At 71.7% G+C, this 14,511-nt stretch carries 13 protein-coding genes; 9 read left to right on the top strand and 4 right to left on the bottom strand.

Annotation, left to right across the window (positions count from 1 at the left end; genetic code table 11):
- Positions 1-16 precede the first annotated feature (16 nt).
- Positions 17-262, bottom strand: coding sequence for a helix-turn-helix domain-containing protein (locus AC1DP1_RS01825; protein WP_457184678.1), 246 nt, complete (start codon positions 260-262; stop codon positions 17-19).
- 100 nt (positions 263-362) lie between these two features.
- Here AC1DP1_RS01825 and AC1DP1_RS01820 point away from each other — a divergent pair, with 100 nt between their 5' ends.
- From AC1DP1_RS01820 to AC1DP1_RS01810, 3 genes are all read left to right on the top strand, one after another.
- Positions 363-1,091: a CpaB family protein gene (locus AC1DP1_RS01820; protein ID WP_477505381.1), complete on the top strand. Its 729-nt coding sequence runs from the start codon at positions 363-365 to the stop codon at positions 1,089-1,091.
- A gap of 4 nt (positions 1,092-1,095) precedes the next feature.
- Positions 1,096-2,400 (top strand): CpaE/TadZ family protein, encoded by a 1,305-nt coding sequence (locus tag AC1DP1_RS01815; protein WP_477505380.1) that lies wholly within the window; start codon positions 1,096-1,098, stop codon positions 2,398-2,400.
- A 78-nt stretch (positions 2,401-2,478) separates the two neighbouring features.
- Positions 2,479-3,375, top strand: coding sequence for a calcium-binding protein (locus AC1DP1_RS01810; protein ID WP_477505379.1), 897 nt, complete (start codon positions 2,479-2,481; stop codon positions 3,373-3,375).
- Here the strand turns inward: AC1DP1_RS01810 and AC1DP1_RS01805 are convergent.
- A complete protein-coding gene (locus AC1DP1_RS01805) occupies positions 3,338-4,675 on the bottom strand; it encodes a hypothetical protein (protein WP_477505378.1) in 1,338 nt (445 codons plus the stop codon). The two genes, AC1DP1_RS01810 and AC1DP1_RS01805, sit on opposite strands and share 38 nt — an antisense overlap.
- Positions 4,672-5,124, bottom strand: coding sequence for a hypothetical protein (locus AC1DP1_RS01800; protein WP_477505377.1), 453 nt, complete (start codon positions 5,122-5,124; stop codon positions 4,672-4,674). Before AC1DP1_RS01800 ends, AC1DP1_RS01805 begins: the two co-directional genes overlap by 4 nt.
- 86 nt (positions 5,125-5,210) lie before the next feature.
- Between AC1DP1_RS01800 and AC1DP1_RS01795 the strand changes: the two genes are divergently transcribed.
- The 4 genes from AC1DP1_RS01795 to AC1DP1_RS01780 are packed head-to-tail and all read left to right on the top strand — an operon-like array spanning position 5,211 to position 8,886.
- Positions 5,211-6,662: a WS/DGAT/MGAT family O-acyltransferase gene (locus AC1DP1_RS01795; RefSeq protein ID WP_457184672.1), complete on the top strand. Its 1,452-nt coding sequence runs from the start codon at positions 5,211-5,213 to the stop codon at positions 6,660-6,662.
- A complete protein-coding gene (locus AC1DP1_RS01790; protein WP_457184671.1) occupies positions 6,659-7,003 on the top strand; it encodes a DUF6912 family protein in 345 nt (114 codons plus the stop codon). The genes AC1DP1_RS01795 and AC1DP1_RS01790 overlap by 4 nt, the downstream gene beginning before the upstream one ends.
- Before the next feature lie 58 nt (positions 7,004-7,061).
- Positions 7,062-8,690, top strand: a complete 1,629-nt coding sequence (gene pruA, locus AC1DP1_RS01785; RefSeq protein ID WP_477505376.1) for an L-glutamate gamma-semialdehyde dehydrogenase — start codon at positions 7,062-7,064, stop codon at positions 8,688-8,690.
- Positions 8,691-8,727: 37 nt separating this feature from the next.
- A complete protein-coding gene (locus AC1DP1_RS01780) occupies positions 8,728-8,886 on the top strand; it encodes a hypothetical protein (RefSeq protein WP_477505375.1) in 159 nt (52 codons plus the stop codon).
- Positions 8,887-8,940: 54 nt separating this feature from the next.
- Here the strand turns inward: AC1DP1_RS01780 and AC1DP1_RS01775 are convergent, their stop codons facing one another.
- Positions 8,941-9,414, bottom strand: coding sequence for a DUF2505 domain-containing protein (locus AC1DP1_RS01775; RefSeq protein WP_477505374.1), 474 nt, complete (start codon positions 9,412-9,414; stop codon positions 8,941-8,943).
- A 15-nt stretch (positions 9,415-9,429) separates the two neighbouring features.
- On the opposite strand from AC1DP1_RS01775, the gene AC1DP1_RS01770 reads away from it, so the two are divergent.
- Both AC1DP1_RS01770 and AC1DP1_RS01765 read left to right on the top strand, forming a co-directional pair.
- Positions 9,430-9,567: a hypothetical protein gene (locus tag AC1DP1_RS01770; RefSeq protein WP_477505373.1), complete on the top strand. Its 138-nt coding sequence runs from the start codon at positions 9,430-9,432 to the stop codon at positions 9,565-9,567.
- Between the two features lie 30 nt (positions 9,568-9,597).
- A complete protein-coding gene (locus AC1DP1_RS01765; protein ID WP_477505372.1) occupies positions 9,598-14,487 on the top strand; it encodes an NAD-glutamate dehydrogenase in 4,890 nt (1,629 codons plus the stop codon).
- The last annotated feature ends 24 nt before the right edge of the window (positions 14,488-14,511 follow it).

Raw genomic sequence — 14,511 nt, 5'->3', positions numbered from 1 at the left:
TCACCCCACGACGCGCCTAGTTGTCGGACGATTCGGCGTCGGCGTCCACGAACGGGTGCTGGTCGACGAAGGTGCGCGTGTCGGCGTACATCCGTTGGATGAACTCCTCGAGCTGCACCCGCTCGACGCGCCACTGGCCCCGTCCGCCGATCTTGATCGCCGGCAGCTCGCCGCGACGGACCAGCGCGTAGACCTGCGCGCCGGAGGTGTTGAGCACCTCCGCGACGTCGGCGAGCGTCAGGAAGCGGGGGTCGTCGGCCATGGGGCCATGGTGCCACCGCGTGCCCGGCGCCCGTCGCCGCCCGGCCGGTCCCTGTGGAGAGACAGGTGTGAAGTCCGGCCGGTGCGGCAATGATGGCCTCGTGCCTCGGACCACCTCTCGGACCTTCTCGCGCGGTTCCTCCCGTCACGCCCCGTCGCCAGCCGCCCCGTCGTCCGCCCGTGCCACCGACGTGCCGCCCGCCACCCGGGCCACGTCGCCCGGGTGGCGCGACCCGCGGCTGTGGATCGGGGTGGTCCTGGTGACGGGGTCGGTGGTGGCGGGTGCGCGCATCCTGGCCGGTGCCGACGACATGACCTCGGTGTGGGCCGCCTCGTCGGACCTGGTGGCGGGGCAGACGCTCACCGCCGATGACCTCGAGGCCACCCGGGTGCGCTTCGACGAGGCGGCGGACCACGATCGCTACCTCGGCGTCGACGAGGAGCTCCCGGCAGCGCTCACCCTCACCCGGCCGCTGTCGGCGGGCGAGCTGGTGCCGGCCGCCGCGCTGGGGGAGCAGGCGGCCGACGACACGGTGTCGCTGTCGATCGCGGTCGCCCCCGAGCACGTCCCCACCGACCTGGTCCGTGGGTCGCGGGTCGACGTGTGGGTCGTGGCCGACCGGACCCTCGCGCAGCGTCGTGGCGGTGCGGCCGCCGAGCTCGTCCTCGGCGACGTCGCGGTCCTCGACGCCCCGGTGGTGTCCGACGCCTTCGCATCGGCGACCAGCCGGCAGCTCGTCCTCGCCGTCCCGGAGGCCGACGAGGAGCAGCTCGGCGAGGTCCTGGCCGCCGTCGGCGACGACCGGGTCCGGGTCGTCGGCAGGGGGTGACGGCGTGATCTGCGTGCTGCTGCTCGCGGCGGGCGAGGCGTGGGAGTCGCCGGCCCTGACCGACCTCGAGGCCCACCCGGGAGTGGTGGTCCTCAAGCGCTGCGTCGACGTCGACGACCTGCTCGCGGCCGTCACGAGCGGCCAGGCCGACGTCGCCGTCGTCTCCCTCGACGCCCCGGGCCTCGACCCGGCGAGCGTCGCCCACCTGCGGCGCCATGCCGTGCGCCCGGTCGCCGTGACCTCGGCGCTCCCCGAGGACCTCGACGCCCGCGAGCACGCCGGACGCCTGGGCATCACGGCCCTGGTCGGCCGGGGGGAGCTGGCGTCGCTGCCCCGGGTGGTCACCACCGTCGAGGACGTCGCCGACACCCGCGCGCGCGACGACGTGCCGGTCCACGGCCTCGAGGTCGAGCACGTGTCCACGGCCGAGCCCGGGCGTCTGGTGGCCGTGTGGGGACCGGCCGGCGCCCCCGGGCGCACGACGGTCGCGACCAACCTGGCGTGGGAGCTCGCCCGGCGCGAGGTGGCGGTGGTGCTCGCCGACCTGGACCCCTACGGCGGTGCCGTCGCCCAGCAGCTCGGCATCCTCGACGAGGTGTCCGGCCTGCTGTCCGCCTCCCGCCTCGCGGCCGCCGGCCAGCTCGACGACCGCTTCTCCTCGGTCTGCCGAGGCGTCGGGGACCACCTGGCCGTGGTCACCGGCCTGCCGCGTGCCGACCGGTGGCGGGAGGTGCGCGCGGCACAGGTCGACCAGCTGCTCGAGCGGGCGCGCACCCACGGTCAGGTCGTGGTCGACACCGGGTTCAGCCTGGAGGACGACACCGGCTCCGACCTCGGCGGCCGCCCCGGTCGCAACGCCCTGACCCTTGCCGCCCTCGAGCAGGCCGACGAGGTGGTCGTCGTGGGCTCGGCCGACCCCGTGGGACTCACCCGGCTCGCCCGCGGTCTGGTCGACCTGCGTGACCGGGCTCCCGGCACGCCGGTGCGCGTGGCGGTCAACCGGATGCGGTCCTCGATCGGGTGGTCGGAGAAGGAGATCGCCGGCATGGTCGAGGGATTCAGCCGGGTCGCCGGCCTGCACTTCCTGCCCGACGACCGCGCCGGGCTCGACCAGGCGCTGGTGAGCGGTCGCCCGGTCGCCGATCTGGGCGTCTCGCCACTCGTGAACGCCCTCGCCGCCCTGGCCGACGCGGTGTTCCCGGCCCACGCCCGCGGGGGCGCCGGCGGCCCGTCCGCCCGGACCCGGCTGCGGCGGGGCAGCGCCTCGACCGGTCGCGGCGGGGGACGCCGCTCGGCCCGCTCGAGATGAGGCAAGTCAAGATGTCAAAATTCTGAAAACCATCAAGATTTGACGTAATTTGGGTTCTGATTCCGAGGGAGAACCTAAATGTCACGTCACTACCGCATCGCCGCCATCTCCAGTCTGGCCGTCGTCCTGGCCGCTTCGCCGGCGTCGGCCAAGCTGTTCCAGGGCACCACCGGCGACGACACCATCATGGGCAAGAACCGCGCCGACAAGATCATGGCCATCGGTGGTCAGGACAAGGTGACGGCTCGGGGCGGCAACGACAAGGTCTACGCCGGCAACGGCCACGACACCGTCAGCGGCGACGACGGCGACGACTGGATCACCCTGCAGCCCGGCAACGACTGGGGCTCGGGCGGGCTCGGCAACGACTCCATCGACGGCGGCCAGGGCGACGACGTCATCTATGGCGGCGAGGGCACCGACAAGCTGACCGCCGGCGCCGGCAACGACATCGTCTACGGCGAGGGCGGCAACGACCTCGTCGGCGGCGGTGAGGGCGACGACCGGCTCTTCGGCGGGGACGGCATCGACAAGCACATCGGCAACGACGGCAACGACTACATCGACGCCGGCCCCGGGGACGACGGTGCGATCCAGGGCGGTCCGGGCAACGACGTGCTGATCGACGGCGAGGGCAACGACGTCAAGATCAAGGGCGACGAGGGCGACGACATCGTCTTCCTCGGCCCCGGTGCCGACAAGGTCTTCACCGAGCAGGGCAACGACACGATCTACGTGCTCCCCGACGGCCAGCAGGACAAGATCCACTGCGACGACCCGACCCTGGGTGGCGTCGGGAACGCCGACCGGGTCATCTTCGTCGGCTGGCGCGACCCTGCCGACGTGATCGACTACCGCGGCTCGTGCGACATCATCGAGGTCACCGCCGAGCTGCCGGCCGGGTGGCCCTACGGGGCGGTCCCGTCCCAGCGCTCCGTCATGCGGCGAACAGCAGGTACAGACCTCCCACGGTGAAGAAGACCATCGCCACCAGCAGCGGCAGCTGACCGGTGAGCTGGTGCCGTCGCGGCAGCAGCTTGATCGCACGGTCGTGGGCCGCCACCACGCCGACGACGTGGCCCAGCGTGACCGCCGCGACCTTGCTCACCGCGAGGAACGTCGGGTGGGCCGAGAGCCAGTAGTTGACCTGCAGGTCCGCCGTGCCGAGGTAGTTGTCGCCCCGGCTGAACGGGTCGCTGAGCTGGATGAGCGTCTGCTGGCCGTACTCGACGAAGTAGGTCAGGTAGTGGGCCACGATGTAGCCCACGATGATCGGGATCACCGAGTGCGCGAACTGGTTGGGCAGCGTCCGGCGCGGGATGTCGCTCCTGACGCCCGTCGCCATGGTGGCGACGGTCAGCACCAGCGCGACGCCGGCCGAGAAGCCGATGAGGGCGAGGGTGTCGGGCCACACCCGTGACGTCGACATCGACTGCACGAGCTTGAGCCAGGGCGTCGACTCCCGGAAGGAGTCGAACGCGGTGCTGCCGAACAGCACGCCGACCACCATGACGAGCCCGGGACGCGGGACGACGGTGTCGAGGTTGGCGAGCGGGCTGCGCAGCACCAGCGCGCCGTCGCGCCGCCCCCAGATGGACAGCTTGGCGACCAGCGAGGAGTAGACCTCGAACGGGTCGGCGCGGGCCAGGAACGTCGTGCCCCACAGCGCGGATCCGATGAACATGATGCCGAGGTAGGCCGCGCACCAGAGCCGGACGGGCCCGACGTCGGTGGAGTAGGGGTAGACCAGCTCGAGCCAGACGAAGGCGAACAGACCGGCCGCGGCAGGCCAGTAGCCGAGGCGGGCGGGGTAGACGTACAGGCCCTCGCCCTCGGGGACGCCGGAGATCTTCCCGAACAGCATGCTGATCGTGCGTGCCGGGCTGATCGCGCGGAACACCGGCCCGAGCAGCAGCGACGCCGGCACGAGGCCGACCCACAGGATCACGTAGAAGGTGCCGAGGAACGGGTTGATCAGCGTGTCCTCGCCGAACACCGCGGCCGCGGCGACGTAGAGGAAGAACGCCATCCCCAGCACGCGGGCGCCGATCGCCAGCGCGCGCGACGACACGATGCGGTCCAGCCACCCAGGGGCCGGGCGACCGCTGGTCGCCGCGTCGTAGCGCGGCTCGCGCCACGCCACCGCCAGCACGGTGAAGGAGACGACCAGGGCGGCGACGGCACCCGCGATCGCCAGCTCCGACGGGATCGGCAGGTCCTTGGCGCCGCCGAGGCCGTGGGCCGAGATCGAGCCGCCGACGGCGAGCGGCGTCACCGGACTTCGAGCTGGAGCAGGATCACGTCGGGCTCGTGGCTCTCCACCTCGACGACGCCCGGACGGTCGATGACGATCTCGTGCTCCGAGGTGCCCGCGTCGTAGGCGATCTCCTGCTCGGGCGTGCTGTGCACGTGGAGCTCACCGGCCTGGTCGGCCTCGATCGTCAGCACCAGGGTCTGGTCGACCCCCAGCTCGACGCGCTCCCCGTTGGGGGTGAACGAGTCGCCCTCGCGCGTCACGGTGACAGCAGCGCCGCCGCCCGTGCTGGTGGACCCCGAGTCGGAGGGGGAGTCGGAAGGGGAGGAGCTGGAGCTCTGGTCGGTGGCCGGCGGGTCGGTGTCCCCGTCTCCTCCGCAGGCGCTGAGCGAGGCGGCCAGGACGAGGACGAGGGGGGCGAGGCGCGTGACGACGCGACCGGACACGAGGATCTCCTTCTGCAGCTGCACGGGCAGGCAGCAGCCACGGCACCCGCCGGGTCACTACCTCTGCCAGAATCCCATGCGGGACAAGATCGTCGACGAGAGGGCATCAGATGAGTGAGCGGCTCCGGCCGCGGGACCTGGCCATCCTGGCCGCAGAGTCCCCCACGACGCCCATGCACAACGCGACGGTGGAGATCTTCGACCCGGGGGAGTCCGGCTTCGACCACGACCGGCTCGTGCAGCTGATCGCCGACCGGATCGCCTTCGTCCCGCGCTACCGGCAGCGCCTGCAGCTGGTGCCGGGGCGGCTGGCCAACCCGGCCTGGGTGGACGACGAGGGGTTCGACCTCGGCTACCACGTACGACGCTCCGCGCTGCCGCGTCCGGGTTCGATGGACCAGCTGCGCGAGCTCGTCGCGCGCATCGCGTCCCGGCCGCTCGACCGGAGCCGTCCGCTGTGGGAGTGCTACTTCGTGGAGGGCCTCGAGCACGGCCACATCGCGCTGCTGACCAAGAGCCACCAGATCCTGGTCGACGGCCGCGAGACCGTCGACATCGGTCAGGTGCTGCTCGACACCTCCCCGGACCGGTCGACCCTCGGGCACGACGACGACTGGCGCCCGGGCCGCCCGTCCGGGCCCGTCGCGGCGGCCCTCACCGCGGTCACGGACAGCCTCGAGAGCCCCCGCACGCTCTGGATGACCACCCGCGCCAACGCCGAGTCGCTCGGCCGTGCCGCCTCGGCCTCGGGCGCCCGGGTCGCCGAGGTCGCCAACGCCCTCGCCGGACGCGGCCCGGTGCACTCCACGCCGGTGCACCGCCGGCTCTCGCAGCAGCGGCGGTTCGTCACGGCGCACACCGAGCTCTCCGACTACCGCGCGATCCGCGAGGTGCACGGTGGCACGGTCAACGACGTCATCCTCGCCACGATCGCCGGCGGGCTCCGCGGCTGGCTGATGGCGCGTGCCGAGTCGCTGGGCGGGCTGCGGACCATCAAGGCGATCGTGCCGATGTCGGTCATCGACGACGAGCTCGAGCCGACGTCGCTCGGCAGCCAGATCACCGGGCACCTCGTGCACCTGCCGATCGGCGAGCCCAGCCCGGTCGTACGCCTGCACCAGGTCAGCTACGACCTGCGCGCGCACCGCGACAACGGCCGCAACGTCTCGGCCCGTCGGCTCTCCGGGATCGCCGGGTTCGCCCCGACGACGTTCCACGCACTGGGGGCGCGGTTGGCCACGGCCGAGCTGCGCCGCGGCTTCCACGTGTCCGTCACCAACGTGCCGGGGCCGCAGTTCCCGCTCTACGCCGACGGTGCCCGGATGCTCGAGTCCTACCCCGTCCACCCGCTGCTGCCCGACCACCCGCTCGCCATCGGCGTGACGTCGTACGACGGCGGGGTGTTCTACGGCATCACGACCGACCGCGACGCCGTGCCCGACGCCGACGTGCTCCGCCAGTGCCTGCTCGAGGCGCTCGACGAGCTGAAGGACTCGGCCTCCGACACCCGGCCGCGCGCCCCGCGCGGACGCAAGGGCGCAGCCGCGAAGGAGAAGACGTGACCCGCCGCTACCTCCCGTCGTCCCTGCCGACCCTGGCCGAGGACTGGGCGGCCGACGGCCCGCGCGTCGTCGACCCGGTCCTCGCCCCGGACGACGGCGAGGAGAGCGAGTACGTCGCGCTGATGACCGCCGCGGACGCGTCCGCCGAGCTGGTGGCCGGCCTGCCCGACGGTCGGCGCCGTCGTGTCGTCGTGGTCGCCGAGACCTCCGCGGCCGACGGCCCGGTCCGCTGGCGCGACGTGGTCGCGGTGCACGTCGACAGCGAGGACGACGCGGACGCCGACGACGACCTGGCGTGGTGGGCCACCCAGGAGATCGGTGACCTTCTCGACTCCCCGTGATCGTGTCCCCTGATCCGGCACTTTGAGGCGTGCAGGCGGGTCTGACACCATCAGCCGCATGGACGCGATCACCTTTCCTCCGGCTCCCACCAACGAGCCGAACCTGACGTACGCCCCTGGCAGCGCGGAGCGGGAGACCCTCGTCACCGAGCTGGCCCGGCTGGAGAAGAAGCAGCAGTCGTTCCGTGCCGTGATCGGCGGCAAGCGTCGCAACGGCGGTGGCGCGGAGATGAAGGTCGTCCAGCCGCACGACCACGCCCACGTGCTCGGCACCTTGAAGAACTCCACGGTCAAGGACGCCGAGGCCGCGGTGAAGGCCGCCAACGACGCCGCGCCGGCCTGGCGGGCGATGCCCTTCGACGAGCGCTGCGCGATCATCCTCAAGGCCGCCGACCTGCTCGCCGGCCCGTGGCGCCAGACGCTGAACGCCGCGACGATGCTGGGCCAGTCGAAGACGGCGTTCCAGGCCGAGATCGACGCTGCGTGCGAGCTGATCGACTTCTGGCGCTTCAACGTCCACTACGCCAAGCAGATCCTCACCGACCAGCCGATCGCCAACAGCCCCGGCATCTGGAACCGCACCGACCACCGCCCGCTCGAGGGCTTCGTCTACGCGATCACGCCGTTCAACTTCACCGCGATCGCGGGCAACCTGCCCACCGCTCCGGCGCTGATGGGCAACACGGTGATCTGGAAGCCGTCGCCGACCCAGCAGCTGGCCGCGTCGCTGACGATGGAGCTGCTGGAGGAGGCCGGCATGCCGCCCGGCGTCATCAACATGCTCCCCGGTGACGGCCTCGAGGTGTCGAAGGTGGCGCTCGGCCACCGGGACCTCGCGGGCATCCACTTCACCGGCTCGACCCCGACGTTCCAGCACCTGTGGCGCACGGTGGGGGAGAACATCACCGGCTACCGCTCCTACCCGCGCATCGTGGGCGAGACCGGCGGCAAGGACTTCATCGTCGCCCACCCGTCGGCCGACCCCGACGTGCTGCGCACGGCGATGATCCGTGGTGCCTTCGAGTTCCAGGGCCAGAAGTGCTCGGCCGCCTCGCGTGCCTACGTGCCGAAGTCGGTCTGGGCGAAGATCAAGGACCAGCTGATCGCCGACACCGAGGCGCTCGCGATGGGTGACGTCACCGACTTCACCAACTTCATGGGCGCCGTGATCGACGACCGGGCGTTCGCCAAGCACAAGGCCGCGATCGCGCGCGCCAAGCGGCAGAAGCACCTCACCGTGATCGCCGGCGGCCAGACCGACGACTCGGTCGGCTACTTCGTCCGGCCGACGATCATCGAGTCCACGGACCCGACCGACCAGATCTTCGCCGACGAGTACTTCGGCCCGATCCTCGCCGTGCACGTCTACGACGACGCGCGCTTCGAGAAGGTCGTGGAGCAGATGGAGTCGTTCGCCCCCTACGCCCTGACCGGCGCGATCATCTCGCAGGACCGTGCGGCCATCGCGTGGGCGCGCAAGACGCTGCGCTTCGCCGCGGGCAACTTCTACATCAACGACAAGCCCACCGGTGCCGTCGTCGGCCAGCAGCCCTTCGGCGGCGGTCGTGCGTCCGGCACCAACGACAAGGCCGGCGCCGCGGTCAACCTGCTGCGCTGGACCTCGCCGCGGTCGATCAAGGAGACCTTCGTGCCTCCGAAGGACCACCACTACCCGCACCAGGGCTGACGTCCGGACGCCTGAGCTGATGGGGGAGGATGGGGGCGTGCTCGCCCCCGTCCTCCCGCTCCGCCCCCTGTGGCACATGGGGGCGCTGCACCCCTACGAGCAGGCGCTCACGCTGCTGCTTGCGTTCGGTCCCTTCCTGGTGCTCGGCCTGGTGATCTGGCGCCGGCGCGGCGAGGACGACGAGCACCTCGGCTGAAGACGGGCACGTCCAGTCTCACGAGCGCGTCGCAGGACTCCGCGAGCAGCGCGGTCATCGAGAGGCGAGCCACTCCACGCCGGTGCGGTGCTCGGTGTCGAGCGCCTTGCCCAGCATGTCGGCGACGAGGCCCTCGATCTTGCCGCCGACCAGCGGCAGCCGGACGGTCACCTCGAGGTCGACGCGCTCGGTGGTGCGCCCGCCCGCCTCGACCAGCGTCGCGGTGCCGGACATCTCGCCCGGCTTGCCGGGGATGGCGATCTCGACGTCGGCGTGCTCGGTCGTGCGCCACGACTCGACCTGCACGATCCTGATCTCGTCGCCGACGAGCTTGGTCGCGAACGACGGCAGGCCGGAGGACGACTGCACCTGCTCGATCGTGACGACGCCGCCCTCGACGGTGACGCTGCCGCGCACGACGCGCATCCGCTCGAGCACGAGCTCGCGGAAGGTCCGGTCGGTGAGCATCGCCGCCACCTCCTCGAGCGAGGCGTCGTAGGTGAGCTCCTTGACCACGCGCTTGCCCATCCAGGGTCCTCCGGGGTGCTCGTCCGAGCGGCCGGGGCGGACGCCCCGACCGGTGCCGACATCATGGCCGACGGGGTCGCCGGGGGCGAGGACCGGCACCCCTCCCACGCCCCGACGGGCGAGGTGACCGCCGGGTACCGACCCGTGTTGTGACGGTCACAGTGGGGGTCCTAGTGTCGGAGTGTGGCGACTCCCGAGGAGACCAAGGACCAGCAGCTCGACGCAGCGACGGCGGCACGTCCGGAGTGGGGCGACCTCGTGCGCGCCTACTACCGCCACGTCGCTCCCGAGGAGGTCGCCGAGCGGTCCCCGGAGGACCTGTTGGGTGCCGTCGCCTCCCACCGCGAGCTCGCCTCCTCCCGCCCGCAGGGCACCGCTGCCGTCCGCGTCGTGACCCCGACGATCGCCGACGCGGGCTGGTCGGCGTCGGGTCGATCGGTCGTCGAGGTGGTCACCGACGACATGCCGTTCCTCGTCGACTCGGTGACGATGGAGCTCAACCGGCTCGGGCACAACGTGCACGCGATCATCCACCCGCAGTTCGCCGTCGAGCGCGACATCACCGGCGAGCTCCAGCACGTGCACGCCCACGAGGCGCGGGGAGGCGCCTGGGCCGCCGTCCAGTCCGAGACCCAACCGTCCGCCCCGGAGGGCGCCGAGTCGTGGATGCACGTCGAGATCGACCGGACCGACGACGACGAGGCGGCCGAGATCACCGACGCTCTCCAGCGGGTGCTGCGCGACGTGCGCGAGTCCGTCGAGGACTGGGAGAAGATGCACGCCCAGGCCCTCGCCGTGGTCGACGAGCTCGACCAGGACCCGCCGCCGCTCGCGGCCGAGGAGCTGCGCCAGGGCCGTGACTTCCTCACCTGGCTGGCCGACGACCACTTCACCTTCCTCGGCTACCGCGAGTACCAGCTCGAGGCGGAGGAAGGAGCGCCCGAGGAGTGCGGCCTGCGCGCCCTCCCGGGCTCCGGCCTCGGCATCCTGCGCCACGACCAGGACCTGTCCGCCTCCTTCGCCAAGCTGCCCCCGCTGGTGAAGGCCAAGGCCCGCGAGAAGAAGCTGCTCGTGCTGGCGAAGGCCAACTCGCGCTCCACCGTGCACCGCCCGGCGTACCTCGACTACGTCGGCGTCAAGACGTTCGGCCCCGACGGCGAGGTCGTCGGCGAGCGCCGCTTCCTCGGCCTGTTCTCCAGCGCCGCCTACACCGAGTCGGTCACCCGCATCCCGGTGCTGCGCGAGAAGGTCACCGAGGTCATGCGCCACGCGGGCTTCGACGCGCGCAGCCACGCCGGCAAGGCGCTGATGGACACACTGGAGAACTACCCGCGCGACGAGCTGTTCCACACCTCGCCCGACGAGCTGGCGCCGGTCGCGCAGGACGTGATGAGCGCCCGTGAGCGTCGCCAGCTGCGGGCGTTCGTGCGTCGCGACACCTACGGCCGCTACGTCTCCGTCCTCGTCTACCTGCCCCGCGACCGCTACAGCACCGCGGTGCGCGAGCGGTTCGCTGCCATCCTCACCGAGGACCTCGGCGGCGAGCACGTCGAGTTCACCGCTCGGGTCAACGAGTCCACGACCGCCCACGTGCACTTCGTGGTCCACCCGCCCAAGGGCGGCCAGATCGCCGAGATCGACGTCGCCGAGCTCGAGCGACGGCTCACGGAGGCGTCGCGGTCGTGGCGCGACGACTTCGTGGCCGCCGTCGTGAGCGAGCACGGGGTCGACGAGGGGTCGAGGCTGGCGCGGGCCTGGGCCAACGCCTTCCCCGAGGCATACAAGGAGGACTACCAGCCGCAGCGCGGATCGGCTGACCTCGGCCGGATCGAGGCCATCCCGGGCGAGGTGGGCATCGACCTCGCGCTGTTCGACCAGGACGAGCGCGGCGGCCACTACCGACGCGGCGAGTCGCGGCTCAAGGTCTTCCGCGTCGGTGAGCCGTTGTCGCTGAGCGCGATGCTGCCGATGCTCACGTCGATGGGCGTCGAGGTCGTCGACGAGCGCCCGTACGAGCTCACCGGGCTCGCCCGACCCTCCTTCATCTATGAGTTCGGCCTGCGCCACGGCCGGACGCTGGCGCCCCGCGAGCGAACCCTGTTCGCCGAGGCGCTGCGCGCGGTGTGGGACGGCTACAACGAGATCGACGGCTTCAACCAGCTGGTCCTCGCCGCCGGGCTGACGTGGCGCCAGGCCACCGTGCTGCGGGCGTACGCCAAGTACCTCAAGCAGGGCAACTCGCCCTTCGCCCTCGACTACATCGAGGAGGCGCTCCGCAGCAACGTCGACATCACCCGGCTGCTGGTCGAGCTCTTCGAGTCGCGCTTCGACCCCGGTCGCGACGACCGCTCGCTGGAGCACGACGCCGAGGCGCGGGTGGCCAAGGTGGAGGCGGTCGAGGAGCGGCTCGCCAAGGCCCTCGACGACGTCGTCAGCCTCGACCACGACCGCATCCTGCGCTCCTACCGCACGCTGGTCCGGGCGACGCTGCGCACCAACTTCTTCCAGCGCTCGGCCGACGGCGAGGTGCACCCCTACATCTCCTTCAAGCTCGAGCCGTCGGCCATCCCCGACCTGCCCGAGCCGCGCCCACGCTTCGAGATCTTCGTCTACAGCCCCCGCGTCGAGGGCTCCCACCTGCGCTTCGGCGCGGTGGCGCGCGGCGGCCTGCGCTGGTCGGACCGACGCGACGACTTCCGCACCGAGGTGCTCGGACTGGTCAAGGCGCAGATGGTGAAGAACACCGTCATCGTGCCGGTCGGCGCGAAGGGCGCGTTCTTCTGCAAGCAGCTCCCCGACCCCTCCGACCGCGACGCGTGGCTGGCCGAGGGCGTCGCCTGCTACAAGACCTTCATCTCCGGCCTGCTCGACATCACCGACAACCTCGTCGACGGCGTCACGGTGCCGGCGCGCGAGGTCGTGCGGCACGACGGTGACGACACCTACCTCGTCGTCGCCGCCGACAAGGGCACTGCGACGTTCTCCGACATCGCCAACGGCGTGGCCAAGGACTACGGCTTCTGGCTGGGCGACGCGTTCGCCTCCGGCGGCTCGGTCGGCTACGACCACAAGGCGATGGGCATCACCGCCAAGGGCGCCTGGGTCTCGGTGCAGCGGCACTTCCGCGAGATGGGCATCGACTGCCAGGCCGAGGACTTCACCGCGGTCGGCATCGGCGACATGTCCGGCGACGTCTTCGGCAACGGCCTGCTCTGCTCCGAGCACACCCGGCTGGTGGCGGCCTTCGACCACCGCGACATCTTCATCGACCCCTCGCCCGACGCCGCGTCGTCGTACGCCGAGCGGCGCCGGCTCTTCGACCTGCCGAGGTCGAGCTGGAAGGACTACGACTCCTCCCTCATCTCCGAGGGCGGAGGGGTCTGGTCGCGCTCGGCCAAGTCGATCCAGGTGTCGGCCCAGGTGCGCGAGGTCCTCGGGCTCGCCGACAGCGTCACCTCGCTGACGCCCGCCGAGCTGATGAAGGCGATCCTGGTCGCGCCGGTCGACCTGCTCTGGAACGGCGGCATCGGCACTTACGTGAAGTCGTCGGAGGAGACCAACGCCGACGCCGGCGACAAGGCCAACGACGCGATCCGCGTGAATGGCGAGGACCTGCGCGCCCGGTGCGTCGGAGAGGGCGGCAACCTCGGCTTCACCCAGCTCGGGCGGGTCGAGTACGCCCGGTTCGGTGCTGGCGGCGACGGCGGCCGGATCAATACCGACTTCATCGACAACTCCGCCGGTGTCGACACCTCCGACCACGAGGTCAACATCAAGATCCTGCTCGACCGCGTCGTGCGGTCGGGGGCGATGGGTGAGGACGCCCGCAACGAGCTCCTGGCCGAGATGACCGAGGAGGTCGGCCTGCTCGTCCTGCGCGACAACTACGAGCAGAACCTCGCGCTCGCCAACGCCCAGGCCCACGCGCCGTCGCTGCTGCACGTGCACGAGGACTGGATGCGCGCGCTGGAGAAGCGCGGCGTGCTCAACCGCGAGCTGGAGGGACTGCCCAGCACCCGCCAGGTACGGCGCCGCCTGGACCGCAAGCAGGCGCTGTCGACCCCCGAGCTCTCGGTGCTGCTGGCCTGGACCAAGATCGTGCTCGCCGAGGAGCTCGTCGAGTCCGACCTGCCCGACGACCCCTACCTGCGCGAGGACCTGCTCGCCTACTTCCCGAGCCGGATGAAGCCCGACCTCGAGGCAGCCATCGAGGACCACCCGCTGCGGCGCGAGATCATCGTGACCCAGGTGGTCAACGACCTCGTCAACGGTGCCGGCATGACGTTCTGGCCCCGCCTTCAGGGCGAGACCGGAGCCTCCCCGGCCGACCTGACGCGAGCCAACTTTGTCGCCCGCGAGATCTTCGGATCGCTGCCGCTGCGGCACGAGATCTCGGCGCTCGACAACCAGGTGCCGGCCGAGCGCCAGACCCGGATGCGCATCGAGATGCGCACCTTGGTGGAGCGCGCGTCGCGCTGGCTGGTCACCAACCGGCGACCGCCGCTCGACTCGGGCGCGACGGTCGAGTTCTTCCGCGGTCCTGTCCAGCGGGTCATGGCCGAGCTGCCCGGCATCATGAGCGGGCGCGAGCTCGACGACTACCGCGGCCGCGAGAAGCGGCTCAGCGACCAGGGCGTGCCCGGTGACCTCGCCTCCCGCATCGCGGTCCTGGCGTCCGCCTACGCCCTGCTCGGCATCGTCGAGACGGCCGACCGACTCGGCCTCGACCCCGTCGACGTGGCCCGGGTCCACTTCGCGCTCGGGGAGCGGCTCGGCCTGCCGGCGCTCGTCGAGCGGATCTTCGCCCTGCCCCGCGACGACCGGTGGCAGACCATGGCGCGGGCCGCGGTGCGCGACGACCTCTACGGCGTCCACCAGCAGCTGACCGCCCAGGTCCTCGGCTCCACCGACGCCGCCGACTCGGCGCCCGCTCGCGTGGCCGCCTGGGAGGACGCCGACGAGGAGCTGGTGGGCCGCGCGGCGTCGACGCTCGAGGAGATCTGCCGCGAGGAGACCGCCGAGCTGGCCCGCCTGTCCGTCGGTCTGCGGGTGGTGCGCGGCCTGCTGTCCTGAGACCTGTGGGCGAGGTCGCTCCTG

This window comes from Nocardioides sp. P4_G10 (assembly GCF_056401175.1).
Note: the sequence above shows the minus strand (reverse complement) of the source record. Positions and strands in the feature narration are given on the sequence as shown.

Excerpts from the sequence above, each read along its gene's own strand:
- AC1DP1_RS01825 (WP_457184678.1), bottom strand. The coding sequence starts at position 262 with ATGGCCGACGACCCCCGCTTCCTGACGCTCGCCGACGTCGCGGAGGTG.
- AC1DP1_RS01795 (WP_457184672.1), top strand. The coding sequence starts at position 5,211 with ATGAGTGAGCGGCTCCGGCCGCGGGACCTGGCCATCCTGGCCGCAGAG.
- AC1DP1_RS01810 (WP_477505379.1), top strand. The coding sequence starts at position 2,479 with ATGTCACGTCACTACCGCATCGCCGCCATCTCCAGTCTGGCCGTCGTC.
- pruA (WP_477505376.1), top strand. The coding sequence starts at position 7,062 with ATGGACGCGATCACCTTTCCTCCGGCTCCCACCAACGAGCCGAACCTG.
- AC1DP1_RS01775 (WP_477505374.1), bottom strand. The coding sequence starts at position 9,414 with ATGGGCAAGCGCGTGGTCAAGGAGCTCACCTACGACGCCTCGCTCGAG.